The organism is Luteolibacter sp. Y139, from assembly GCF_038066715.1.
GTDB lineage: Bacteria > Verrucomicrobiota > Verrucomicrobiia > Verrucomicrobiales > Akkermansiaceae > Haloferula > Haloferula soli.
In genome coordinates, this window is record NZ_JBBUKT010000002.1 from 125,260 (window position 1) to 149,949 (window position 24,690).

15 protein-coding genes and 1 pseudogene are annotated in these 24,690 nt (G+C 62.6%); 4 read left to right on the top strand and 12 right to left on the bottom strand.

Annotated elements, in window-relative coordinates; genetic code table 11:
• Window positions 1–56: 56 nt before the first annotated feature.
• The 4 genes from WKV53_RS05570 to WKV53_RS05585 form a co-directional block, all read right to left on the bottom strand.
• The gene (locus WKV53_RS05570) at window positions 57–929 is read right to left on the bottom strand and encodes a transglutaminase family protein (RefSeq protein ID WP_341403367.1); all 873 of its coding nucleotides are present in this window, start codon (window positions 927–929) and stop codon (window positions 57–59) included.
• Window positions 930–962: 33 nt separating this feature from the next.
• On the bottom strand, window positions 963–3,500 hold the full coding sequence (locus WKV53_RS05575; RefSeq protein ID WP_341403368.1) for a circularly permuted type 2 ATP-grasp protein: 2,538 nt from the start codon (window positions 3,498–3,500) through the stop codon (window positions 963–965).
• A gap of 73 nt (window positions 3,501–3,573) precedes the next feature.
• Entirely contained in the window at window positions 3,574–4,443 is an 870-nt protein-coding gene (gene miaA, locus WKV53_RS05580; protein WP_341403369.1) for a tRNA (adenosine(37)-N6)-dimethylallyltransferase MiaA, read from the bottom strand.
• Window positions 4,444–4,545: 102 nt separating this feature from the next.
• Complete coding sequence (locus WKV53_RS05585) at window positions 4,546–5,445, bottom strand: hypothetical protein (protein ID WP_341403370.1); 900 nt, start codon at window positions 5,443–5,445, stop codon at window positions 4,546–4,548.
• Between the two features lie 560 nt (window positions 5,446–6,005).
• Between WKV53_RS05585 and WKV53_RS05590 the strand changes: the two genes are divergently transcribed.
• From WKV53_RS05590 to WKV53_RS05600, 3 genes are all read left to right on the top strand, one after another.
• Entirely contained in the window at window positions 6,006–6,959 is a 954-nt protein-coding gene (locus tag WKV53_RS05590; protein ID WP_341403371.1) for a D-alanyl-D-alanine carboxypeptidase family protein, read from the top strand.
• Between the two features lie 56 nt (window positions 6,960–7,015).
• A complete protein-coding gene (locus WKV53_RS05595) occupies window positions 7,016–8,089 on the top strand; it encodes a 6-phosphofructokinase (RefSeq protein WP_341403372.1) in 1,074 nt (357 codons plus the stop codon).
• Between the two features lie 79 nt (window positions 8,090–8,168).
• Window positions 8,169–8,552 (top strand): hypothetical protein, encoded by a 384-nt coding sequence (locus WKV53_RS05600; protein ID WP_341403373.1) that lies wholly within the window; start codon window positions 8,169–8,171, stop codon window positions 8,550–8,552.
• Between the two features lies 1 nt (window position 8,553).
• Here WKV53_RS05600 and xseA read toward each other — a convergent pair whose 3' ends face one another.
• Both xseA and WKV53_RS05610 read right to left on the bottom strand, forming a co-directional pair.
• Window positions 8,554–9,918 (bottom strand): exodeoxyribonuclease VII large subunit, encoded by a 1,365-nt coding sequence (xseA, locus tag WKV53_RS05605; RefSeq protein ID WP_341403374.1) that lies wholly within the window; start codon window positions 9,916–9,918, stop codon window positions 8,554–8,556.
• Window positions 9,919–9,927: 9 nt separating this feature from the next.
• Window positions 9,928–10,323 carry a DUF2721 domain-containing protein gene (locus WKV53_RS05610; protein WP_341403375.1) on the bottom strand — a complete coding sequence of 132 codons (396 nt, stop codon included), beginning with the start codon at window positions 10,321–10,323 and terminating at the stop codon, window positions 9,928–9,930.
• A 128-nt stretch (window positions 10,324–10,451) separates the two neighbouring features.
• Between WKV53_RS05610 and WKV53_RS05615 the strand changes: the two genes are divergently transcribed.
• Complete coding sequence (locus tag WKV53_RS05615) at window positions 10,452–12,347, top strand: ABC transporter ATP-binding protein (RefSeq protein WP_341403376.1); 1,896 nt, start codon at window positions 10,452–10,454, stop codon at window positions 12,345–12,347.
• A gap of 147 nt (window positions 12,348–12,494) precedes the next feature.
• Here the strand turns inward: WKV53_RS05615 and WKV53_RS05620 are convergent, their stop codons facing one another.
• The 6 genes and pseudogenes from WKV53_RS05620 to nuoD form a co-directional block, all read right to left on the bottom strand.
• On the bottom strand, window positions 12,495–17,870 hold the full coding sequence (locus WKV53_RS05620) for a LamG-like jellyroll fold domain-containing protein (protein ID WP_341403377.1): 5,376 nt from the start codon (window positions 17,868–17,870) through the stop codon (window positions 12,495–12,497).
• A 401-nt stretch (window positions 17,871–18,271) separates the two neighbouring features.
• On the bottom strand, window positions 18,272–19,678 hold the full coding sequence (nuoF, locus tag WKV53_RS05625) for an NADH-quinone oxidoreductase subunit NuoF (protein WP_341403378.1): 1,407 nt from the start codon (window positions 19,676–19,678) through the stop codon (window positions 18,272–18,274).
• An 88-nt stretch (window positions 19,679–19,766) separates the two neighbouring features.
• On the bottom strand, window positions 19,767–21,407 hold the full coding sequence (locus tag WKV53_RS05630) for a cadherin-like beta sandwich domain-containing protein (RefSeq protein WP_341403379.1): 1,641 nt from the start codon (window positions 21,405–21,407) through the stop codon (window positions 19,767–19,769).
• A pseudogene (locus WKV53_RS28675) lies at window positions 21,408–22,502 on the bottom strand (RCC1 domain-containing protein); the annotation flags it as partial. It abuts the gene before it with no gap.
• A 210-nt stretch (window positions 22,503–22,712) separates the two neighbouring features.
• Entirely contained in the window at window positions 22,713–23,285 is a 573-nt protein-coding gene (locus WKV53_RS05635) for an NADH-quinone oxidoreductase subunit NuoE family protein (RefSeq protein ID WP_341403380.1), read from the bottom strand.
• A 15-nt stretch (window positions 23,286–23,300) separates the two neighbouring features.
• Window positions 23,301–24,548, bottom strand: coding sequence for an NADH dehydrogenase (quinone) subunit D (nuoD, locus tag WKV53_RS05640; protein WP_341403381.1), 1,248 nt, complete (start codon window positions 24,546–24,548; stop codon window positions 23,301–23,303).
• Between the last annotated feature and the right edge of the window lie 142 nt (window positions 24,549–24,690).

Below are 24,690 nucleotides of genomic sequence, written 5' to 3' on the forward strand. Positions count from 1 at the left end.
TTTCCTGTAACTTATTTGAGTCTTTATTTATTATGAAGCTGGCGAGGACTCCCGGGTTAGATCGGGGTCACGTCCACCGAGACCTTCAGCGTGTGGCTCAGGCCGCCGACGGTGACGCCGCGGAGGGGTGAGACGTCGCGGTAGTCGCGGCCGGTGGCGACGGTGATGTGGCGTTCGCCGGGGCGGACGTTGTTGGTGGGGTCGAAATCGAGCCAGCCTTGGCCGGGCACGAAGACGGAGACCCAGGCGTGCGAGGCGTCGGCACCGACCAGCTTCGGCTTGCCTGGTGGCGGCAGGGTTTCGAGGTAGCCGGAGACGTAGCGCGCGGGCATGCCGATGGATCGCAGGGAGGCGATCATGATTTGGGCGAAGTCCTGGCAGACGCCGCGGCGGTTTTTCAGCACTTCGACGACCGGGGTGGCGACGGTGGTGAAGTCGGGGTCGAACTTGAACTCGTGGAAGATGCGTGCGTTGAAGGCGGAGACGGCTTCAAGCACGCAGCGGCCGGGAGTGAAATCCGGCCGGGCAAACTCGGCGAGTTCCGGAAGAACGGGGATCAGTGGAGAAGACAAGGCGAAGGCGCGGGCTTCGAGGGCGGCCGGTTCCTTGGATGTCTTGAGTCGGGCAGGCAACTGGTCCCATGGGCCGCCGGCTTCGAGTGGAAGCTGACCTGCGGATAGGACCTCCACTTCGCTCTCCGCCGTGATGATGAGTTCGGGGTGAGGGCGCTGGATGGAGAAGTAGTCGATGTGGTTGCCGAATGAATCACGGCGACTGCGGTGGAATTCCGGCAGGGGATCGATGCCCAGTTTCCACTTCAAGCAGCGCTGTCCCGGCAAGTCCAATGGCCGCAACCGGGCCTCATTGTGGCACAGGTTTGCGGGCGTGTCGTAGCGGTAAGTGGTCCGGTGGCGGATGCGGTAGCGCATGAACGAGGAGGAAGAGCGGAAGCGGGCAGGGACTTAGCCGTGCAGGAAGTGCGGGCGGTCGGCGTGGCGGAAATAGGTCAGGGTCAGCGCATTCGAAAGTTGACCGAGGGAGTGCAGCATGTGGTCGACGAAGGTCTCCAGCTTGCGGCGTCGTCCGCCATTGGTGCTGGTCAGCGTAGCGATGTCGGTGAGGCGCAGGCGGCTGGAGGTTTCCACGAGGATGCGCTGCTCGCTGGTCAATCGCGCGCCGTGTGCCTGGCGGGGCAGGCGGTCGATGTTTCCTTCAAGGCGCTGGATTTGATAGAGGAGTGAACGGGCGTTGTTCGGCTCTAACAAGAGGAGCTCGAGCACCAGTTCGATCCTCGGATAGGTGCGGTAGCGCTTGCGATAGGTGACCAAGCTGTCCGAGGCGGCGAGCACGGTTTCCATCACGAGAAGCTCTTCCTCCGGTGTGCGGGCTTCCACAAGGAAGTGGCGGATCACGGAAAGCTGGAACTGGGCGCGCTCGATCCGGCGGCCGGAGTCGAGCAGACGCCAGCCGGCGTCCCGGGTCATACTCTCGAGATTGAGACCCAGCAGCGCGGTGAGGTCGATGATCAGACGGTTCAGCGGGTCAGTGAAGTCATCGAGATCTGAAACGACATGGCCCGATCCTTCGATCCATTCGCGGATGATGGCTTCGATCACGCGCCACGAGTCGGGAGACCACAGGTCGCGCACGGCGTAGGCGGCATTCCGGAAGGAGCGAAGGTTGTAGGCCAAGGAGCCGATCCGCCCCGGCTGCGTGAGCAGGGACATGACCTCTTCCTCGTCGCTTACGACGGCGTGATCCTCCTCTTCATGAATTGGTGCTGCATTGGTCACACCTAACAGGCCTCCCATGAGGATTTCGCGATGGCGGCTGAGCTGGCTTTCATCGTCGCCGATGGATTCGACGAAGCTCATCACCGCGCGGCGCAGCAGGCGGGCGGTGCCTTCCGCGCGCTCGGCGTAGCGGCCGGTCCAGAAGAGGTTTTCACCGGAGCGGCTGGGTACGTTGCGCGAATCCGCGTCGCGGGCTGCGGCGTCGGCGGTGTCGTTCCAGAGGCTGACGAAGGGTTCGGAGTCGGTACCCTGGACCCAGGTGTCCTTCGAGGTGCTGCCGAGCTGACTGGAAACCACGAGTGCTTCCGGAGATGCCGCGACGCGGGTCAGGCCGCCGGGCATGACGATGTAGCGGCCATCGGCGGTGGCGGTGGCGAAGCCGCGGAGCACGCCGCGGCGAGCCTCGATCTGTGTGCCGTGGAGGCAAGGCTGGGTGGAGAAGCTGACTTGCTGTTGGCCGACGTAGCATTCCGGTGCGGCGAGGATTTTCGCGCGCAGGGTTTCCCGCTCCGCTTTGCTCAGCGTTCCGCCGAAGACGGAGCCGAAGGTCGGAGCACGGTGGATCGACTTCACAATGAGTGTGTCGAGGTTCGCGAGGACGTGATCGCAGGCTTTCTTCTCGCCGCACCACCAGGTGGCGGCTGCGGGGAGAATGAGTTCCTCGGTTCGCAGATGGCGGGAGATACCGGGAAGGAATGCCATGAGGCCGGGGTTCTCCAAGACACCGCTGCCGGGGTGGTTCACCACGGCGACATTACCGGCGCGCATTGACTCTAGCAAACCGGGCACGCCGAGCTGGGAATCTTCTTTCAGCTCCAGTGGATCGCTGAACCAGGCATCGACGCGGCGGATGATGACGTCGACGGGCTCCAAGCCACCGAGGGAGCGCAGCCAGACGCGGGCGTCGCGGACCGTGAGGTCATCGCCTTGGACCAGCGAGTAGCCGAGGTAGGAGGCGAGGAAGGCGTGCTCGAAATAGGTTTCGTTCTGAGGGCCGGGAGTGAGAATCACCACGCGTGGTTCGCGGGCACCGCTGGCGGTGGGGAATGACTCCAGCGTTTCGCGCAGCGTGCGGAAGAAGCCGGCGATGCGGCGGACGCCGCTGCGATGGAAGAGGCGCGGCATGGCGCGGGTCATGACGCCGCGGTTTTCCACGATGTATCCGCTGCCGGAGGGAGCCTGGGTGCGGTCATTGACGATCCACATGCGGCCGTCCGGACCGCGGGCGAGGTCCGCCGCGTAGAGGATGAGCTGGCGCTTCGAGGCGAGCTTCATGCCATGGCACGGACGAAGGTAGCCGCGATGGGCGTGGATGAGCTCAGGCGGAAGCCAGCCTTCGGCGATCAACCGCTGCTCGCCGTGGAGGTCGGTGAGGACGTGGTCGAGCAGCTCGGCCCGCTGGATGAGGCCGGCTTCGATGGTCTTCCAGTCCTGCTCGGAAACGACCCATGGAATGGCATCGATTTGCCAAGCGCGGTGCTCGCCATCGGGAGCGCCGTGGACGCTGTAGGTGACGCCGTTTTCGCGCAGGAGGCGGAGGATCTCGCCATTGGTGGCGATGGCCTGCTCGGGAGTGAGCCCGCCGAGCCATGAGGCGACGTGCGACCAAGACGGGTTCACGCTGCCATCGGCGGCGAGCATTTCGTCCCACGCGCCGCGGGCGTAGTCCGGTGGCAAGATGTTTCTCGGGGTGACCGCAGCCGGCATGACCGAGGATATGCCCGCATCCGCTTGATTTGGCAATGGTGGCGACTCCGGCGGCGTCATCGCGCCAGCCGTATCAGATGCCGTGCCGATCTTCCTTCAACCAGTGTTCGCGGCGGAACCAGGTGTCCTGGCGCTTGGCATACTGGCGGGTGGCGGCGTTGATGAGGGACTCGCATTCGGGGCGGTCGATCTCACCGGCGAGGTGGCGGCGGATTTCGCCGTAGCCGATGGCTTTTTCGAGGCCGGGTGCGGCGTTCCGGAGGGTGGCGACTTCCTGGATCGCGCCGCCATCCAGCATTTGACGGGTACGGCGGGCGATGCGGTCGTGGAGATCGGGGCGCGGGCGGGAAACGAGGATGCCACGGAGTTTTTCGGCCCTAGCGGATGAGGCGGCTTCCCAATCGTCGCGGAGGGTGGAGCAGGGGACTCCGGCGAGGAGGCAGACTTCCAGCGCGCGGGAGACGTAGCGGCGATTTTTCAGGTCGGTCCGGGCGGCTTCGACAGGGTCGAGGGCTTGGAGGCTGGTGACCAGGTCTTCGAGTGGGGCGGCGTCGAGTTCGGCGCGGAGGGTCGGTTCGCCGGGTGGAAGCGGGGATGGGCCGTGGGACAGGAATTTCAGGTATAGTCCCGAGCCGCCGGTGATGATGGGGGTTTTTCCGCGAGCGAGGAGTTCCTCGATGACTGGCACGACCAGCCGCAGGTAGGTCATGGCGTCGACCGGCTGGTCGGGGGAAAGGATGCTGTAGAGGTGATGCGGACGCTTTTCGCGGTCTTCTGGAGGCGGTGCGGCGGTCAAGACCTCGAGGCCGCGGTAGAGCTGGAAGGCATCCGCATTGACAATCTCGCCGTCGAGTTCGGCGGCGATTTCCAGGGCACGGGCGCTTTTGCCTGAGGCGGTGGGGCCGCAGACGAAGAAGAGGTGCTCGGGGGCGGGAAGGGTCATGCGGATGGGTCTAATAGGACCAAGAAGACCTCTATGCTGAGACAAAAACGCCCCGCCCGAAGGTTCCGGGCGGGGCGGGGAATGATTTGCGGAGGCTTCCGATCAGGCGGTCGGCTCTTCCGAAGTGGCCGAGGCCGCGGACTCAGCCGCGGCGACGGGCTCGGACTGGGCGACAGGCTGGGACGGGGCGGCGGGAGTCGAGTCAGCCGGGGCGGCGGTCTCTTCCTTCAGCGCGTCCTCGTGCTCCTTGGTCTTGGCACCGCTGACGACGAGCTGGCGGCCCATGAAGAACTGATCATGCAGTACTTCCACGGAGCGCTTGGCTTCGTCGACATTGAGCATGTCGACAAATCCGTAGCCCTTCGACTTGTGAGTGCGGCGGTTGTAGACGATCTCGACGTTGCGGACGGTGCCCACGCCCTTGAAGAGGTCCTTGAGGTCTTCTTCGGTGCAGTCGTAGGACAGATTGCCGAGGTAGATGCGAGCACTGGCGACATCGCCCCGTTCCGGGCTGCGGCGCTGGCGTTCTTCGCGGGGGGCGCGTTCTTCCCGTGGCGGGCGGTCCTCGCGAGCAGGACGGTCTTCGCGGGAACGTTGCTCGGACGGCTGCTTGGCGATGCGGACGTTCGACTTCGGCTCGCGTTGCTCACGTGGCGGGCCATCCTCGAAGCGGATGGGCTCGCGGCGTTCGCGCGGCGGGCGGACTGGCTCCTTGTAGAGGCCGAAGATCTTTTTGATCTTCTGCCAGAGGGTCAGCGGGGCGGGCTTGTATTCCTTGCGAGGTCCGCGATCAATACGATCACCGCGGTCGCCGCGTTCTCCACCGCGCTCGTTGCGATTGCGGTCTCCGCCACCATGGGAGCGTTTCTGGCCATGGTGCGAGTTGCTATTGTTGGGGTCTTGGTCCTGCCGGTTGCGATTCCGGCCTTTGCCTCCGCGGGAACGACGGCGGCGACGTTCTCCGTCGCCGGTGCCGCGGGTATCAGGTGTGGCGTTCGACATGTTTTCGTTTCGGTTGGCGGGCCGTTCTCGTGACGGCGGGCAGCCGCCCGCATTCGGGCGGGGCTGCAGGCTCGACCTGCCGTTTTCCGGGTCGACGGCTTTTTGGTGCCGGGAAGTTTCCGCCACTCGATGCGGGACGGGCGGAAAGTGTCCATGGACCCGGGAAAAGGCGGTTATCGCGCATTGGCCCGGTTTGGCAGGCATCTCCGCGGTATCCGCGTCCGCCGGAGTCCGATTGCGTCCGCCCAAGCGGAGCGCTGCTGCCAAAAACAGCGTTTTGGCCGGAGGCGGGCAGCCGGATGGGTGCGGGGCTGCCTGACGCGGGCAGTCTACGCTCCTTGGAATCAATGGCAAGGCGCGAATGGGCGGGTTTCCAAGAGTTTGCCGGGGAGTCGCGGAGGAATGCAGAGGGAGGAGAAATCCGGGGAAGGAACTCCAGTAATCCAGTATGCCTATATAGTGGAATTACTGGAGTGCTGGCTGCGGTGGAAAATGGCTCTGTCTGGCCCGGGGATTTGGGTTGAGCCGCGAGCTTGCCCCGGTAGAGTCCGGCCCGCCTGATGAAACGCGCGTTTTTGGTTCTCGTCGCCGTCCTTTTCGCCGCCGTCTCGCACGCCCAGGAAGGTGAAGCCTTCATGGTCGTCGAGGCGCACTCGGGGAAAGTCTTCTCTGCCGCGAATTCGGTGGTGAAACGGCCCATCGCTAGCCTCACGAAGATCGCCACCGGCGTGATCACCGTGGACTGGGCGGATGCCACCGGCACCGACCTGAGCAAGGTGGAGGCGGTCGTTCCGCCGTCTGTCCAAGCGGTGGGTGGGCCGAATCCGATGTCGCTCCAGCCCGGCGACCGGATTTCGCTGCGTGATGCTCTTTATGCTGCCCTGCTCGGCTCGGACAATCTCGCAGCCCTGACGGTGGCAAATCACGTCGGCCAGGAAATGCTCCGGGCCCGCGGCAAGACGGGTGATGGGGTGGCGGCCTTCGTCACCGAGATGAATGAGCTCGGCAAGGCGATCAACCTGACCAAGACGCGCTTTGTCACTCCCCACGGGCTGGATCCGGCGAAGGGAGGTGGATTCTCCACCGCGGCGGACGTGGCCAAGCTGTCGATCTACGCGATGCGCAAGCCGGGCTTCACCTTCATCACGCGTCAGAAGGATCGCCAGGTGACGGTGCAGGGAGCCGCCGGTCCGCGTTCTTTCAATGTGAAGAACACCAACGAGATGATCGGCGAACCGGGCATCCTGGGTGTGAAGACCGGAACGACCAATGCCGCAGGGCCTTGCCTGAGTGTCGCTTCCGATCGCGACCCGCTGGTGCGCGAGAAGCCGGATGGTGAAAAAGCTGTCACGCCGCGCCGCTTGATCGTCGTTGTGCTCAACAATCCGGATCGCTTCAACCGGGCGCGCGGACTGCTGCGCCAAGGCTGGGATTCCTATGATCGCTGGGTCGCCGCCGGAGCGCCGATCCAGGACCGGGAGAAGGAAATCCTGAACGTGCCGAATCCGCGCTGAAAGATGGCACTCTTTTGACTTATCGAACCTGTCTCAAACCACCAAACCCACCCGCGATGCGTATCGGTATTCTCAACAGCGGCGGCGACTGCCCCGGTCTCAATGCAGTGATCCATGGCGTCGTCGGCGCCGCGAGCCAACTCGGTTGGGAGGTCATCGGCTTCAAGGACGGCTTCGAAGGACTGCTGCCGCCGGGGGACTACAAGGTGCTGAAGCCGCAGGATACCCTGGGCATCCTCAAGCTGGGTGGCACCATTCTGGGTACCACCAACAAGGGCCACTTCGCGGCCAAGGTGGGCAAGGGCGACATCGCCGAGGTGCCGGCTGACATTGTTTCGAAGGCGAAGCGGACGATGGATCAACTGGAGATCCGCGCGCTGATCATCGTGGGTGGTGACGGTTCGCTGACCACCGGCCTGCAGCTCTATCGCGAAGGCTGGCCGATCATCGGGGTGCCGAAGACGATCGACAACGACCTGCGCGCGACTGCCATGACGTTCGGCTTCGACAGCGCGGTCAGCACCGTGGTCGATGGTCTCGACCGTCTGCATACCACTGCGGAGAGCCACAAGCGCATCATGGTGCTCGAAGTGATGGGTCGCCATGCCGGCTGGATCGCCCTGTGGGGTGGCATCGCTGGTGGGGCCGATGCGATCCTTCTCCCGGAGATTCCCTTCGATACCGAAAAAGTCGCGGAGCACGTGAAGCAACGCGATGCCCAAGGTCATCACAGCACGCTGGTGGTGGTGGCAGAAGGCGCGCACTTGCCGGACGGCGAGCTTGCGACCATCGCGGAAAATGCAGGCGGTGAAGTCCGTCTCGGCGGCATCGGTGAAATCATTGCGCGTCGTCTTGAACAGCTGACGGGCAAGGAAACGCGCTCTTGCACGCTGGGTCATCTTCAGCGTGGTGGTGCCCCGACGGCGCTGGATCGGATCCTCGGCACGCGCTTCGGTGTGATGGCGGTGAAGCTGGCTGAGGAAGGCCGCTTCGGCCGCATGGTGAGCTATCAGGCGTATCACGTGGACTCGGTGCCGATCGAGGAAGCGGTGAATCAGCTGCGACTGGTGGAGCCCGATGGTGAAATGGTCAAGGCCGCGAAGGCCGTTGGTATTTGCCTGGGGGATTGATTCGCGAATTGCCGGATTGAAGTTTTCCAAGGAGCGGGTAACCCAAGGGTTGCCCGCTCTTTTTTTCCGGGCACGCGCCATGAGCGAGAACCTTGGAACCTTTCACCGCTTGGGAGAGCCGGGAGGTCCCGGTTGTCCGGTTGGAGTTCTTCCGATAGCCCTTCGCGATGCTGAAGGTCGGCAGGCCTCCGGTAGTTTGTTAGACGCTGGGCCGGAAGCCACGGAGATTGAATTGCTCCGCACGATCGCATCACGCCTAGGCATCAAGTGGGGCAGCGACAGCCTCGGATGGTGGGCTGTGGTGAAGATCGAGTTTCCGACGTGGGCGGTCTGGCGTCAGGATGACCATGGCAATTCGTTCCTGGTCGAAGCCAATCTAACAAAGACGCAGGCCGAGGAACTTCAGGCCGAACTGGAGGCGAGGGGACACAAGCAGACCTACTGGGCGGCCGATGCTGCGTAGGCTATTTCACAGTGCTGCGGATCACACCGTCCTTGACCTTGGTGTGGATCTCTTCGCCTGACGCGACGTCGGCGGTGGAGCGGATGATGCGGCCGGTGGCGTCGAGGGCGATGGAAAAGCCGCGTTCGAAGGCGGACTCGGGGCCGAGTGTTCTGAGTAGCGAACGCAGGCGGTGGAGGCGTTGGTCGGAGTCGTCCAGGCGGCGAGTCGCGGCGCGTTCGAATTGGCCGCGGAGACGAAGGACGTGATCGAGCCGGAGCTGGAGTTGCCGCGCGGGATGGTGTGCGGCGAGGGTGCGGCCGAGTTCCTTGAGGCGTTGTTCGCGGTGACGGACGTTGCTTTCCAGGGCGGAGGAAAGAAGGCCGCGGAGGGAGTCGAGTCGAAGGACGGGCTCGCGTAGCAGGCGGTCGCCGCCACGGGAGAGGACGCCGCGACGGAGGTTTTCCAACATCATGGCGAGGCGCTCGGCGCGGTCGTGGACGCGGCGGGAGAGGCGGCGCTTGAGAATGCCGAGGCGGGCCTTGAGTTCTTCGCCGTCGGGGACTGCGAGTTCGGCGGCGGCGCTTGGCGTCGGAGCGCGGAGGTCGGCGACGAAGTCGGCGATGGTGAAGTCGATCTCATGGCCGACGGCGGAGATCACCGGGATCTGGCAAGCGGCAATGGCGCGGGCGACGACTTCTTCATTGAAGTTCCACAGGTCCTCGATGGAGCCGCCGCCGCGGCCGACGATGAGGACGTCACTACGAGGGATATCGTACTTCTCCGGATTCGACATCCGCTCGATGGCGCGGGCGATTTCGAGTTCGGCCCCTTTGCCTTGAACGCGGACGGGATAGAGGACGGGCTGCACCCATGGGGCTCGGCGTTCGAGGATATTGAGGATGTCGCGGATCGCAGCACCGGTGTCGGAGGTGATGATGCCGACGACGCGTGGGAAGGAGGGAATGGGCTTCTTCCGTGAGGTGTCGAAGAGGCCTTCGGCTTGGAGCTTACGCTTGAGGGCTTCGAAGCGGGCTTGCAGTTCGCCGACGCCGGCGCGTTCGACTCGTTGGACGATGAGTTGGAGTTGGCCGCGGGCTTCATAGACGCTGGGCTCGGCGAAGGCTCGGACCTTGACGCCGTCTTCCATGACCTCGGAGCCTGTGCGCTTTCTGGCGCCGAACATGGCGCATTGGATTTGTGCGCCATCGTCCTTGAGGGAGAAATACCAGTGGCCGCTGGCTTGCTTCTTGAGGTTGGAGATTTCGCCTTCGACCCAGACTTCGCCGAGCTCGATCTCCAGCAGGTTCTTCATCCGTCGCACGAGTTGCGTGACGGAGAGTGCCTTGGGTACTGGGGAAGGTTTTGGGGCGAAGAGGTCGTCCATGGTGGGATGTCAGCGCTTTTCTTGGACGGCGTTGAGGAGGATGCGGAGGGCACCGCCGGAGATCCAGACTTCGTAGCAGAGGCAGGCGAGGGAGCAGCCCATGAGGAGCAGGGCGGTGGTGAAGGCGGGGATGGCGATGGATTGCATGCCGGCGATCACGGCGAGCATGGCGACGACGCAAAGGAAGAGGCTGAAGGAGCCGAAGAGCTGCATCAGGCGAATGAGGGTGAGGCGGCGGCGGAGGTTGTCGATCTGGGCGCGCAGGAGGTCCTCGCCGTGCTCCAGCCAGTCCTTGTGAAGTTGGCGGATGAGGGCGGAGAGGTGGAGGAAGCGATTGGTGAAGGACAGGAAGAGCAGGCTGATCGCGGGGAACAGCAGGGCAGGGGTGGAGACTTCCAAGGTCACGCGAAAGGTCTAGCGGGCGGCGTGCCGGGTGGCAACCGTGGTCGCTTTGGCAAGCTTTTTCGTGTGTCGGGAGGTCATGTTACGGACTTGCTCCCGGGGGTCGGGGGGGTGAACCTCCGCCCCCACGGATGAAGCGATTCTATCCCTATTTCGCCCACCTCCGCAAAGTGAAGTCCACCTTCATTTGCGGGGTCATGGCGGGCATCATGTTCGCCATTCTCAGCGGCTTCGGCTTGCCGTTCATGGTCAAGACCGTCTTTCCGGTGATCTTCAACAAGGGGGAGCGGATCCTCGTGGTGGAGCAAGCGTTCGCGAAGCACGTCGGCGACGAGGAAGCCAACAAGCTGCTCGACTGGGCTTTCCACGATGAGATGGCGAACCTGAAGGCGACCGACAAGATCCGCCAATACTTCGTCGACCAAGTGGGAGAAAAGCGGGCACCGAAGGCGATGCTGATCGCTGCCTGCATCCTGATCCCGCTGGCGGCATTGCTGCGAGGGATCGCGGGGTTCTTCAATACCTACTGGATCACTGCGGCCGGCCTCAGTGTGCTGCGGGATATCCAGCAGTCGGTGTTCGTGAAGCTGCAGCGGCTGCCGCTGGGCTTCTTCAGCGGGCGGAGGACCGGTGACCTGATCAGCCGGGTGATCACCGACTCGAACATGCTGCAAGGCGTGGTCACGACGATCTCGAACGACTTGATCAAGCAGCCCTTCACGTTGATTGCGGCGCTCACCTTCCTGATCAAGGACAGTCTGGAGAACAAGGACTCCTTCTTCCTGATCATCTGCTTGCTGAGCATCCCGGTGGTGGTGGTGCCGATCCGCTTCCTCGGGAAGCAGCTGATGCGGAAGGCGGCGCACATGCAGCGCGAGTCCGGCGATAACTCGGCGGTGCTGGCTGAAACGCTGGGTGCGACCCGTGAGATCCGCGCCTTCAATCTGGAGGAGATGATGGGGCAGCGTTTCCTGAACGGCATCGGCCGCTGGACGAAGTTCCACCTGAAGGTGATCAAGTATCGCTACCTCACGCCGCCGATCATCGAGATGGTGGCGGCAGGTGTGGTGGCGTTCGCGCTGGGATATGGAGCTTCGCATCATCTTTCGCTCGAGCGTTTCATCGGCGTGGTGGTGGCGCTCTACATGTGCTACGACCCGATGAAGAAGCTCGGGGAGATTCACAATCGCCTGAAGCAGGGCGAGGCTTCGCTGGATCGTCTGGAGATGATCTTGAACGCGGAGGAAGGGGTGACCGATCCGCCGCAGCCGGTTTCGATTTCGAAGGTGGAGGGGCGGGTTTCGTTCAAGGACGTGAATTTCTCCTACAAGGACCAAGAGGGTCGGGAAATTCCTGCTCTCAGGGGGATCTCGCTGGAAGTGCCAGCGGGACAAGTGGTGGCACTGGTTGGGCCTTCAGGTGCGGGCAAGACGACCTTTGCGAGTATGATCCCGCGTTTCTATGACCCGGTGGAGGGATCGATCCGTTTGGACGATGTGGACTTGGGCGAACTGCGGCTGAAGGATCTGCGCGATCACATCACCATCGTGCCGCAGGAGGCGGTGTTGTTCTCGGGGACCATCTTTGAGAACATCAAGCTGGGGCGGATGAATGCGAGCGACGAGGAGGTGAAGGAAGCCGCGCGGCAGGCTCACGCTCATGATTTCATCATGATGCAGCCGCATGGCTATGACACCCAGGTCGGCGAGCGCGGGGCGCAGTTGTCCGGTGGGCAGAAGCAGCGTATTTCGATTGCGCGCGCTTTCCTGAAGAATGCGCCGGTGTTGATTTTGGACGAGGCGACTTCGGCGCTGGATTCGGAGGCTGAGTCACGGATCCAAGAAGAATTGGCTGACCTGACGCGTGGGCGGACCACCTTCATCATTGCGCACCGGTTTAGCACGATTCGTATTGCGGACCGGATCTTGGTATTTGAGGGAGGGAAGATTGTGGGGGATGGGACGTTCCAGGAGCTTCAGGAGAAGCATCATCTTTTCCGTAATCTGTTGGAGATGCAGAGGCATTGAGGAGAGGCGATCCCTTCACAATCTATCGGGCCTTCAGCCCTCCCCTCCATCTGCAACCAAAACCCCGGCCGATGGCCGGGCTGAGGGATTTCGCACCGTTGGTGCTTTTGAATGGGTGGCGACAGGAGTGTCGCCACTCCTTATGCTTTACGGCTCGGTGACTTGGAAGCGGTAGAACTTCTTCGGGCCGGATCCGGAGGGCAGGGGGATTTCGGTGAGGGTGTCGCTGGATTGGTAGGCGCTGTCGACGGCGGGGATGCTCCAGGGCTGCCAGTTGCTGAGGTCGCTGCTTGTCTGGATGGCGTAGTAGCGGTGCGACTTGCGGAGGAACTGGAGTGAGCCGTCGGCGATGGAGGCTTGCCATGGGGCACTGCCGGTGACGGGTGAGCTGCCTTGCAGATACTCGTCGTAGTTGCTGATGCCGTCGTGATCGGGGTCGGCGGTCTTGATGCCGTTCGGATCGTTGGCGGTGAAGAAGGTGGCACGCCATTGATCATAGAGCGGGTGATTCGGGAGGTCGCTGTTGATCCACTCGGTGATGAGCTGGATGTTCGCGGGGTCGACTTCGCTGCTGGCGAGCGGGGGCATGCGGGTGAAGCCATTGGTCACGGCCATGCGGTTGAGGACGATGCTGTGGGTGGTGTCGCCGGGGACAACGTATTTGTTCAATGGGTTGCCGCCGTTGCTTTCGGCGGTGCCGTTGATGAGGCCGGTTTGTTCCAAGGTCAGGTGGGCGCGGCCGTCCCACGAGCCGGCACCGGTGCCGCCTGCCTGGTGGCAGTAGGAGCAGTTCACCGCGAAGTAGGAGCGGGCGCGTTGCTCGATGGGATACTGGGTTTCGTCCGGCCGGATGTGGCGGGCGAGGGTGGCGACGGGATCGGGGGTGTTCGAGAGGAAGTTGTTCGCCGCGAGGACGTCGAGTTGGTTGCCGGTGTAGCCGTTGATGGTGTTGGTGAGATTCAGCTGGCGGGTGTTGAATGAGAGCGCATGGCCGGCTGCCGGGGTGTGGCAGGTGAGGCAGCTGGTGCGTCCGGGGATCTGCCAACGCTGGGTGTGTGGGGTGCCGTGGTCGTCGATGGCGAGGTCGAACTCGGTGCCGGCGTCTTCCACGAGATAGGCTTCGGTCTGGGCTTCATTCCACCGATAGCTCACGCCGTAGGAGCCGGTGTCGGTTTTCACGAGAACACGGGTCTCGATGCGCTTCTTGGTCGCGGGATTGCCGCGGCTGGTTTCCAAGTCGAAGTGCTTCACCCAGACGGTGCCGGTGGGGAAGGTCCAGTTGCCATCCTTGTTCCAGGTCATCTTGGCGGTGGCGTTTGGGATGGTGAACCAGCGGCGCTTGATGGCGTAGTCGCTCCAGAAGGCGATATTCGGCTGATAGGGAATCAGGCCGGGGGCGGGCGAAAGGTCGCTCAGGTCAGCAAAGAGGCCGGTGGCGGTGAGGGTGGTGGGGAAGTCGCCGACGACGGCGCTGCCGGTGCCGAGACGCATGACCTTGCCGGTGAGGTAGGCGCAGAAGAGGAGGTCCTTGTTGGAAGGATCCACGCCTTGGGAGGAAATGACGCCATAGGCACCGGGGAGGCCTGTTAGACGGGTGGTCGCACCGGTGGTGGTGTTCATCTGCCAGACGTGGCCGGAGACGGAGTCACTGAAGATGTAGCTGCCGACGAGCGACGGGTAGCGGGTGCCGCGGTAGACGTAGCCGCCGACGACCGAGTTGCCCTTGAAGGCGGCGTCGCCACCGGAGACGCCGGTGTGCATGTATTCGTATATGGGATTCAGCGACGTGAAGTTTGCCGGCGCACTGCCGAGGATGCCGGTGAAGGTGTGGAGGCCCTCGCGGTAGGCCCAACCGTAGTTGCCGCCTTTGACGATCTTGTTCACCTCCTCATAGGTGTCCTGTCCGACGTCGCCTTCCCAAAGGTCGCCGGTGGTCGAGTCGAAGGAGAAGCGCCAGCAGTGGCGGATGCCGGTGGCCCAGAACTCGGTGCGCACCGAGCCGAGTGAAGCGGAGTAGTCGACACCATTGTAGAGACCGTTCCAGGTGCCGCCGAGGCTGGTGTGAACGAAGGGGTTATCGGCCGGGACATTGAAAGCGGCCACGCCACCGGTGAGGGGGATGGAGGCGTGGGGATTCGGCAGAAGGCTGCCGGGCTTCTTGTCGACGTCCATGCGGAACATGCCGGAGTAGAAGTCGTCATTGATCTTCTGGCTGCGTGACTGTCCGGCGGTGGAGTTTTCACCATCGCCGGTGCCGTAGTAGAGGTAGCCATCGGTGGGGCCGAAGTGGAGGTCGCCGCCATTGTGATTGAGGCCGAAGTCGTCGATGTGAAGGAGGACGAGTTCGCTGGCAGGGTCGGCGACGGTGGGATTGGCGGCACTGCGGGTGAAGCGAGAGACGCGTTGGAAGTAGTTGCCGCTGACGTTCACCGTGTAGGCGACGTAGAAGTAGCCATTGGTGGCGTAGTTCGGGTGGAAAGCGAGGCCGAGGAGGCCGTTTTCCGGTTGGCCGGCGAGCAAGGGGCCGATGTTGAAGCCGGTGCCGAGGGTGGTGAGATCGAGGAAGACATTGGTGACGGGAGAGGTCGAGGTGACGTCGGCCACGCGCTTGATGATGCCTCCTTGCTCGCAGACGTAGAGCTGCTTGGTGTCGGCGGGGACGGGAGTGAGGCAGATGGGGCGGGTGAAGGTGAGGCCGGGCAGGGCATCGACGAGCTGCCAGGTATTGACCGGTGGTGCGTCCGGCATGGCGAGGTCCGCATTGGTGAGGCGTAGCGAGGTCGCGAAGTGAATGGTGACTGTGGCGGTCGAGGTGGTGCCGCTGACATTGCCGACGCGATAGGTGAAGGTCACCGGAGCAGCGCTGCTGCCGCTGTGGGCGTAGAGGATTTTGCCAGCGCTGATGGTGGCGGTTCCGTTGGCAGGAGGCGTGACGATTTGGAGCGTGTTCGCGAGGGCTTCGCCGGTGTCATTGGCCAAGACGTCGATGAGCACCTTCTGATTCGGATGAATGGTGGCCTCGTCATTGGTGGCAACGGGAGGCGCGAAGGTGGCACTGGGTCCAGCGGTGTAGGAAGAGCTGACTTCGGCGGCTGAGACGGCGCGATCGTAGATGCGGAGTTCGTTGAGCGAGAGGTTCGCATTCGAATCGGCGGCCCACATGGAGCGACCGATCCAGTTATTCACGTCGTGCAGGTCTGGCAGGCGGTAGGGGAGATCGACCGAGCCGATGAGTGCGCCATTGCGATACCACTTCACGAGGCAACCGGTGGAGCCGCTGGCGCCGCCGCCATCCTTCACGGTCATCACGTAGTGATACTGGGTGCCGGCGGTGGTGACGGAGGAGAGGTCGGTGTTATTGGTGACGGTGCTGCCGCCGGCGAGCTTGGCTTCGAGGCGATGGGAGCCGAGGGTGCCGCCGTTGTTGAGGGAGAGGAAGAGATTGTCGTTGGCGACGAAGTTGCCGGGGGCGGTGGTGGTGTCGATGATCTCACCGGTGGCGGCGCCGGGGCCGCTTGTTAGAGAGGTATTGCCGAAGTCGAAGAGGCGCTGCCAATTCTTCGACGACACGGGTGTGGCCCACGCTTCGAAGGTGAGATTGGGACGCGACGAGATGATGCCATTCGGCAGGTCGAGGTAGGCGGAGATGGCGGCGGCGGTTTGGTTGCCGGTGGAGGCAGCGCTTGGCAGAACAAGCTGAGTGCCGGTGAGGGTGGCGCCGTTGCCTTGGACCGTGGCGACTTCGCCGGTGGCGACGTCGAGGAAGGTGGTGCCAGCCGGTGCATTGCCGGCGGCGGTGTCGAAGCTCCAGCGGCGGGTGGGGATGGGTGCGGGCGCAGGAGGCTCGGCAGGTCCGACTGCGGGGTCGGGACCGGCGGTGAAGCTGGCGGTGATTTCTCCCTGGGTGATGGCGCGGCGATAGATGCGCAGCTCATTGAGCGCCATATTCGAGTTCGAGTCGCCTGAATACATCGAGCGGCCGATCCAGTTGTTAACGTCTTCCATTCCGCTGAGGTGGAACTGGAAGTCCATGGAGTTCTGGAGGACGCCATTGCGATACCAACGTGCCTGGCAACCATTGGCTCCATAGGTGCCGACGCTGTCTTCCACGACGAAGACGTAGTGGTACTGCGTGCCGGCGGTGGTGGCGGCGGTGGTGAAGGAATATTGCGCGGCGTTGCCGTCGTACTGTCCTTCGAGCTGCTGCGAATTCATGTTCGCGGCATTGTTGAAGGTGAGGCTGAGATTGTCGTAGGCGGTGGTGGTGCCGGGGCCCGCGGCGGTTTCGAGGATCTCGCCGGGTGCCGCGCCGGTGCCACTGGAGGTGACACAGCGGCCGAAGTCGAAGAGGCGTTGCCAGTTCTTCGATGAGAGCGGAGTGGCCCATGCTTCGAAGGTGACGCTGGGGGTCTGGGTGACGATGCCATTCGGCAGGTCGAGGTAGGCGGAGATGGTCGAGGCTGGCTGATTGCCAGTGGTGCTGCCGGGCAGGACGACGGCTCCTCCTGTTAGAGAACCGCCATTGCCGCGGAGGGTGGCGATCGCTCCGCCGATGCTATCGGTGAAGGTGGCGCCGGAACTGACGTCGGAGTTCGCCTGGGTGGTGAAGGCCCAGAGATTATTCGGCACGGGTGCCGGGTCGGGGGTGGGCACGCCGATGTTGTCGGGACCGGCCGCAATGTCGGCGGTGATTTCGGCGGGCGTCAGGACGTGGTTGTAGAGGCGGACCTCGTCGTAGGCGATGTTGGCGTTGTTGTCCGCCGTGTACATCGAGCGGCCCAGCCAGTTGTTGCGGTCCTGGATTTCGGAGAGATGGAAATCGACGTCGAGGGTGCTGACGAGGGTGCCATTGAGGTACCATGCCATTTGGCCGCCGCCGGTGCCGTAGGTGCCGGCTCCATCGGTGAAGGTGCAGAGGAAGTGGTAGCGGGTGCCGACGGCGAGGTTCGCGCCAGTGTTGCTGCCGAACTCGCCGGCACCGTCCAGGCGTCCGATGAGGCGCTGGGTATTGGCGGTGCTATCACGATGGGTCGCGAAGGCGAAGTCGTCGCTGGAGGTGGCGTTGTTGGGGGCCTGGGTGGCCGCGGGGGTGATTTCCCCGGAGAGCACCTGATTGCCGCCGCGAACCGCAGACGGGAGCGTACCCATCCGGCCGAAGTCGAAGAGGCGCTGCCAGTTCTTAATGGAAACCGGGGTGGCCCAAATTTCGAGGGAGAGATTGGTCTTGGTGGAGATCAGGCCGTTTGGCAGGTCGACGTAGGCGGCGATGTTCGCCGGGGTCTGGTTGCCGGTGGTGGTGCCGGGGAGAACGAGGGCCGAGCCATTGAAGGTGGCATTGATGCCGACCACTGCGCCCGGGGAGGTGCCGGTACTGTCCGTGATGACGGTGCCGCTAGGCGCGTTGCCGGCGGCATTGTTGAAGGACCAGCGATTGACGAGGTCCGCGCGTGCGCCTGTTAGAAGGGACGCGACGAGGAAGGCGTGTACGGTCAGCGAGAGCCCGTGCATCCGGCGGGAGTTCATGGTTTTTGCAGGTGGGTCGCGCTTGGAGGAGTTGGGTTCCGCGACTCATTGAATGAAAGCCCACTAGGGCGATCCTGCTATGACGGGATTTCCGCAGGTGGGGAATTCATACCCGTGACCCCGTTTTGGGCGAATTGGGCATCTTTTGCTCGGTTTCGGAGCAAGCGGAGGCGTTCTCCGGGCTGAGGAGGGTGTCGCGTTGATAAACACAGGAGCGCGGCCGGGACTACGCCGGTTCCGGTGTCGCTAGGCGACACGATGCTCTTCGGGGCTAGGCCATGGGCTGAAGCCCATGGCTACCATCCTTGACCGCAACGCGGTCGTTGAGCGGCGCGAGGAACTACGCGACCGCTGATCGGCGGGAAGGAGGGCTTTGTTGTGTGAGCCGGGCTGATGCTGCCTTACGCGTTCTGCAGGTAGCGGCGCTGCGCTTCCGCCTCGGCGTTGTGCGGTTCTTCCTCGTTCTCCGGCTTGGTGTCGGCGAGGAGTTCGTCGCGGAACTTCGCGATGATGGCTTCGACGGGCCAGGAGGAGGCTTCGCCGAAGGCGCAGATGGTGCGGCCGTCGATCTGGTAGGCGACGCTTTCCAAGGTCGCGATGTCCTTCGGCGAGGCTTCGCCGGCGACGAGGCGGTCGGAGATCTTCTTCATCCACATGGAGCCTTCGCGGCAGGGCGTGCACTGGCCGCAGGACTCGTGGGCGTAGAAGGCATTGATGTTATTCAACACCCAGGAGATCTTGCGGGTGTTATCGAGGACGATGACCCCGCCGGAGCCGGCCATGGTGCCGCAGGCAGCGAGGGAGTCGAAGTCCATCGGGATGTCCCAGAAGGAAAGCTTCAGGTCGGAACCTTCAGGGCCCTTGCCCTTGAGGGTAAATTCTTCTTCGCAGCGCAGGATCTTCGAGGACGAACCGCCGGGGATGACGGCCTTGAACTCGCAGCCGTCCTTCGGGCCGCCGCACATGTCGTAAAGCACCTCGCGCATGGTGACCTTGCCGACTTCGACTTCGAAGTAGCCGGGCTTCTTCACGTCGCCGGAGACGCAGAGGATGCGGGTGCCGGTGTTATTCTTCACGCCGAGCTTGGCGTATTCGTCACCGGTCATGCGGACGATGTGCTTCACGTGGCACAGCGACTCGACGTTGTTGACGATGGTCGGGCACATGTAGAGCCCGAGCGCGGCGGGGAAATAGGGAGGCTTGATGCGCGGATAGGCGCGCTTGCCTTCGAGCGACTCGATCAGGCCGGTTTCCTCGCCGCAGATGTAGGCGGCGGCACCACGGTGGACGTAGATTTCCACATCGAAGCCGGAGCCGAGGACGTTCTTGCCGACGAAGTTCTTCGCCTTTGCTTCGGCGATGGCCTTTTCAAGGATGATGGCGGCCTCGGGGAATTCCTCGCGGATGTAGATGTAGGCGACCTTGGCACCGACGGCGAAGCAGGAGATCACCATGCCCTCGATGAGCTGGTGCGGGTCCTGGTGAAGGATGTAGCGGTCCTTGAAGGTGCCGGGTTCGGACTCGTCCGCGTTACAGATCAGATAGACCGGCTTGGTATTGTTCGGCGGGATGAAGGTCCACTTGAGGCCGGTGGGGAAACCCGCACCGCCACGACCGCGCAGGCCGGACTTCTTCACTTCCTCGGTGATCGCCTTGGGCTCCATGCCCAGGGCCTTCTTCAAGTCCTCGTAGCCGCCATCGCGCAGGTAGCAGTCGATGGATGGATCCCAGCCCTCGCGATCGACGTTCTTGAAGATGAGGCGATACTCGCGGGAGTCAGGTTGCTTGCCAGCTTTGTAGGTGATCATCGGGCAGATTCGCGGGCGGAGTATGCTGTCCGGACGCGAGCGCGCAAACCTCTATTTTCCGGGAATCCACACCGGCCGGGGGAGCCATTCAGTCGATTTTGATCAGGAAAAAGGCGGTATTGCCCAGTGGGGAGACCTCGAATTTGAGGGTGCCTGCAGGGGTGATGGAAATCAGCGAGCTGGCGGGAATGGGAAAGTCGGAAAACCCCACCAGATCCGAGGACGATTTCAGTCTCAGCGTCAGGGCGAAGCGACCCGTTTCGGGATCCGGCCCGACCAGGGAGGCTTCCGGGTGGAGAGCCTGGAGCTGGTTTTGCCTGAAGAGTCCGGCGCCGTTGGCCGCCTGATTGTAGGTGTTCACCAAGGCGATTTGGCTTTGCTGCCAATTGAAATTCAAAGAGCTCATGTCGAACTCCGAGGCGTCGTTGAGACCGTCATTGTCGGAATCGGTCGTAAAGGATAGGGCCAAGCCAGAGAGGACGATGTCGTAGGGATTTTTCGAGGGGGCGTTGCTGGTGATGTGGAGATTGGCGGTCCTGTTCCCGGTCGGGCCGGGTGACGGGGTGAAATGTACCGTGAAAGAGGTGCTTTCACCGGGTTTGACAAGGGTGGAAGAGGGCGGGGATGTGGTGAAGTCAGCGGCGTTTGTCCCGTCGATGGAAATGCCGAGCGCTGAGAGATCTCCCGATCCTGGATTTGAAATCGTGAAGGTGAGGCTGATTGGACTGGTCTTGGTTGTCGTGCCGAAAGCCTTGGTTCCGCCGGGGACTACCGGAACTCCCGCGGGCTGCTGAACCGTGATATCCGGGCCGGTGAGCGTGGTGAATTGCGCAAGGGCGCTGTAGCCGGTACCGGCATTGTTTGTGGCATAGGCCTTGTAGGCGTAGGTGGTGCCCGATTGGAGGCCGTCGATCCCGGCGCTGAAGACGCCGGTGGAGCCGGTTACGATCTTCTTGGTAGTGCCCGTTCCGCCGAGGAGGGGGTCGCCATTCACGGAAGCGACAGAAAAGACAAAGCCGCGCTCGGTGATGGCTGAGCCGCCGTCGCTGGCGACATTTCCTCCGAGAGTCGGGGTGTAGACTCCCGACACCGTGGCAGTGGGAGAGTTCACTGAGGGGGGAAGGGCGGATCGATAGATCGTCAACATGTAGGTAACCATGTTGGTGCCGTCCTGTGAAGTGACGCTCACGGTGAAATCATTGCGGCCGATGATCAGGGATAGCGTTCCGCTCGAGGTGCCGATGGCGGCTGCGGCGCCATTGATGCTGATCGAAGCATTGGCATTCGCAGAAGTCGCGGTGAGAAGAAGGCTACTAGTCGCGTTTGGAACGGTGGAGGTATACTGGGCCTGACCACTAGAGAAGGCCGGGACAAGAGATCCCGTCGATAGGGCCAAGGAGGAAAGCAACGCGTTGCTGCTGAGGGTCGTGAATGACGCTGGTGCGCTGTAGACGGTGCCGGTGGCATTCGTGACGAAGGCCTTGAAGGTGTAGGCTGTTTCGGAAGTGAGATTGCTCGCGCTCACCGTGAAGACGCCGGTTGAGGCCGATGCGTTGATCTTGGTGACGTCCGTGCCTCCAATCAACGGGTTGGAATTGAACGAGGTCCGGGAAAGAACAACGCCGCGACCCGTGACGGACGATCCGCCATCGCTGGAAACATTCCCGCCGAGCGTGGCCGACGTAGCGGTGATATTTGTGGAGGTGGGGGCGCCCACGGCCAGCGGCATGACCTGAACCGGCGATGTGCGGTTCGTGGTGGATCCATCCCCCAACTGGCCAACTTGATTTTTGCCTGCGGCCCAGAATGATCCATCGCTTTTCAGGAAAAGGGTGTGGTTACCTCCAGATGAAACGGCATCGATACCGGTAAGGCCTGAGACTTGAACTGGAAGAGTCTGGCTTGATGCGGTCGACCCATTTCCAAAATTGCCACTGGAATTGCTACCGGCAGCCCACACGACCCCACTCTTGAGAAAGATACTGAAAGCATTGCCGCCCGAGAGGTCGGTGACCCCGCTGGTGGCTGAAGCCGGGCTACTCTGACTTGTTGTGGAACCGTTTCCGAGTTGGCCCGCATTGTTTTGTCCCACAGTCCAAGCACTTCCATCCACTTTAATGAACAGGCTGTGATTGAAGCCTGCTTCGACAAGCCTCACGGACGTCAGTCCCGAACCTGGGGTATTGCGATTTGTCGTATTTCCCAAGCCTAGCTGCCCATCAGAGTTGGCTCCGGTGCTCCATACCGTGCCGCTGACTAGAAACAGACTGTGCCCGTCGCCTGCCGAGATCCCCGAGACGCCGGCGATGTTCGACACTTGGACGGGAAGGCTGCTATTGGTGTTACTCCCGTTTCCTAGCTGGCCTAGATTATTCAATCCGGCTGCCCAAACGGTTCCATTTTGTTTTAGAAACAAACTATGGGCTGATCCGGCAGAAATCGCTTTCACTCCCGACAGTCCCGACACCTGTACGGGTGTGCTTTGATCGATCGTATTGCCATTTCCCAACTGGCCGTTCTCGTTTTCGCCCGAAGCCCAAACGGTGCCATCGGATTTGAGGAACAAGCTATGCTGAGAGCCGGCGGCAATCGCATCGACGTTTGTCATCACTGGAACCGGAGTATTCCGGCTGGTCGTGGTGCCGTCACCTAGACGGCCTTCGCTATTCAGCCCGCATGCCCATGCAGTGCCGTCGGCCTTCAAGAAGAGGCTGTGATTTTCCCCCGCTGCCACTGAGGCGACGCCGAACGCGTTTTGGTAAAAGCCGAAAAAGAGAAACAGTATGGGGAGGACTCCCGGAAATAAGAAATTTTTACATCTCATGGGAAGGCAACACTTTACCTACCCAGTACCGTGGACACCTGCAAGTGACCTTTCCGTTCCCTTGAGAATCTATCTATTTCCCGCTGCTGCTGCTCGATAGCACTTTCCCGGTGGACCTGTCCTCGCTGCCCTTATTCCGTATGAAGGATATGCCCACAAAGGCGGTACGTAGCTCCGCCTGATTGCTTTCTGTTAGCCTTGGCGAGTATTTTACTCGGCGTATTGGTCGAGCAGGCCTTGGGCCTTGTCGGCGGTGACGGCTTCGTGGAAGTCATCGTTCACGAGGCAGACGGGAGCGGTGCCGCAGGAGGCGAGGCACTCGGCGAACTCGACGGACCACTTGCCGCAGGGAGAGACGGTCACCGGATGATGGTGGGAGTCGGAGTGCGAGCGATCGATGCCGGTGAGTTCGCAGAGCTTTTCCATCAGCTCGTAGGAGCCGCCCATGGCGCAGGAGAGCGTGCGGCAGACGCGGAAGTGAACCTTGCCCGGGGCCGACTGGCGGAAGCCGGGGTAGAAGGTGACCACTTCCAGCACCTTCACCGGCTGAATCTCAAGGCGGCCGGCGACCCACTCGATCGCTTCCGCGGAGATGAAGCCGTGGTGGTGCTGGATGAAGTGGAGCAGCGGCAAGACAGCCGAGCGCTTCTGGTCCTCCGGGAACTGGGCGAGGCGGTTGTCTGCCTCAACTTCAAGCGCCGCGGTGGGCACGAAGGGTGGATAGAACTTCGAGCCGGGCGTCTCCGGCGAGGCGACGTTATCTTCGAGCAAAGACTGGGACATGACAGTCGGAAAGGTTCAGCGGTCACATTCGCCCATCACGAAATCGAGCGATCCGAGGACGGCCGGGACGTCGGAAATCATGTGGCCTGGCAGCAGGATGGACAGCGGGGAAAGATTGCAGAAGGAGGGGCTGCGGATCTTCAACCGGTGCGGCACGCCGCCGCCGGTGGAATGGATGTAGAAGCCGAGCTCGCCCTTCGGGTTTTCCGCGCCGAAGTAGACTTCGCCGGGAGGCGCATCGATGCCTTGGGTGGCGACGATGAAGTGGTGGATGAGCTCCTCCATCGACATCAAGACCTTCTCCTTGTTCGGGAGCATGCTCTTGGCCTCGGCGAGGTTCACCGGCCCTTCGGGCATGGTATCGAGCACCTGGCGGCAGATCTTGATCGACTGGCGGATTTCTTCCATCCGCACCTGATAGCGGGCGAAGCAGTCGCCCTCATCCGCCACGATCACGTCGAAGTCATACTTCTCGTAGCCGAGGTAGGGGCGATCCTTGCGCAGGTCGCGCGTCGCGCCGGAGGCGCGCAGGTTCGGGCCGGTGAGGCCCCAGGCGATCGCGGCTTCCTTCGAGATGATCCCGATGTCGCACATGCGGTCGCGGAAGATCTTGTTCTTGTCGAGCAGCTTGGAGACTTCGTCGATGGTGGTGTCGCACTCGTCGAGGAAGGTGCGCACTGCCTGCTCGAAGCCCGGAGGCATGTCGCGGAGCTGGCCGCCGACGCGGGTGTAGGAGGTGGTGAAGCGGGCGCCGGTGAGCTGCTCGCAGAGATTGTAGATCTTTTCCCGCTCCGTGAAGGTGTAGAGGAAAACGGTCATGGCACCCACGTCCATGGCGCAGACGCCGACGCCGAGGAGGTGGGAGGAAATGCGGGCGAGCTCGCAGCAGAGGACGCGCAGGGCCTGGCCGCGGGGCGGGAGTTCCCAGCCCATGAGCTTTTCCACGGCGCAGGCGTAGGCGACGTTATTGGCCAGCGGGGCGAGGTAGTCCAACCGGTCCGTGTAGGGCACGAACTGGTTGTAGTGCATGTTTTCCGCGATTTTCTCGTCGCCGCGGTGGAGGAAACCGATGTCCGGATCGGCCTTGGTGATGATTTCACCGTCCAATTCCAGGATCAGGCGCAGCACGCCGTGCGTGGCGGGGTGGGATGGGCCCATGTTCAGGACCATCTTTTCGCCCATCAAGTCCGTCGTTTCCTCGTGGTACTCGGCGGCCTTCGCGGCCACGTCGGGGGCTTGGTATTCGGTCGTAGAGCTGCTCATTGGGGAATCCCGGCGGCGGAATCAGGCCCCAAGTGAGGGTCCCGGGCAAGGCAGTTTGTGAAAATTTTCACAAAGTCCGGGGCATCCGGCAAATGCCGTCGCGCGCGCTTGCCATGGCGTTCCGGGCTGGCGAGCTTTGTCA